Raw genomic sequence first — 959 nt, 5'->3', positions numbered from 1 at the left:
AACAGGACGAAGGCGCTGAGATCGCGGTCGCGGGTCAGCTCGTGCAGGTGCCAGGCCGCGTCGGCCTTGGGCGCGAAGACGGTGTCCAGCCGGTCCGGGGTCAGCGACTCGATCAGCCCGTCGTCCAGCACCCCGGCCGCGTGCACCACCGCCGTCAGGTCCGGCACCCCGTCCAGCAACCGCGCCACCGCGTCCCGGTCGGCCACATCACAGGCCACGACTCGCACCCGCGCACCCAGCTCGGTCAGCTCCGCCGCCAGCAGGCCGGCTCCAGGCGTGTCCGGACCACGACGCCCGGCCAGCACCAGCGACCGCACCCCATGCGCCGTCACCAGATGCCGCGCCACCCGCGCCCCGACCCCGCCAACACCCCCGGTCACCACCACCGACCCAGCACCAAAGCCCACCGCCCCGGAGCCAGAAGCCACCTGGGCGGAGCCCGAGGTCGCCTGCCCGGCATCGGGGGTCGCCGATGCGGAGCCGAGGTCGACCGGTTCGGACCCGAGAGCCGCCTGCTCGGAGCCGGAGGTCGCCGAGGCGGAGTTGCGGGTCGCCGGCTGAGTTTCGGGGGTCACGGTGGTCAGGCGGGGGACCCGCACCTGGCCCGCCCGGATCAGCAGTTCGGGCTCACCGGTGGCAACCGCGGCGGCCAGCGCCGCCTCCGACTCGGCGGTCCCGTCGATGTCGGCCAGCACGAACCGGCCCGGCCACTCGGCCATCGCCGACCGCACCAGCCCCCACACCGGCGCCACCGACACATCCACGTCCTCACCCGGCAGCCCCACCGCACCCCGCGTGACCACCACCAACGGCCCAACCGGCTCCGGAACAGCCACCCACTCCTGCACCCGCTCCAACACCCCGGCCACCACCGACCGCATCCCCGAAAGCACCCCAGACGGCGCCTCGGCCCACGCCCCGGACGACTCCGCGGACGACGGTCCCTCCGACGGCGCACC

Annotated in this window: 1 protein-coding gene; it reads right to left on the bottom strand. The window is 75.0% G+C overall.

Annotated elements, in window-relative coordinates; genetic code table 11:
* The coding region (locus Mam01_RS36040) for an SDR family NAD(P)-dependent oxidoreductase (RefSeq protein ID WP_373868749.1) at nucleotides 1-881 on the bottom strand (881 nt) is incomplete at its 3' end.
* Between the last annotated feature and the right edge of the window lie 78 nt (nucleotides 882-959).

Source organism: Microbispora amethystogenes (assembly GCF_016863015.1).
In the GTDB taxonomy this organism is placed as follows: Bacteria; Actinomycetota; Actinomycetes; order Streptosporangiales; family Streptosporangiaceae; genus Microbispora; species Microbispora amethystogenes.
Note: the sequence above shows the minus strand (reverse complement) of the source record. Positions and strands in the feature narration are given on the sequence as shown.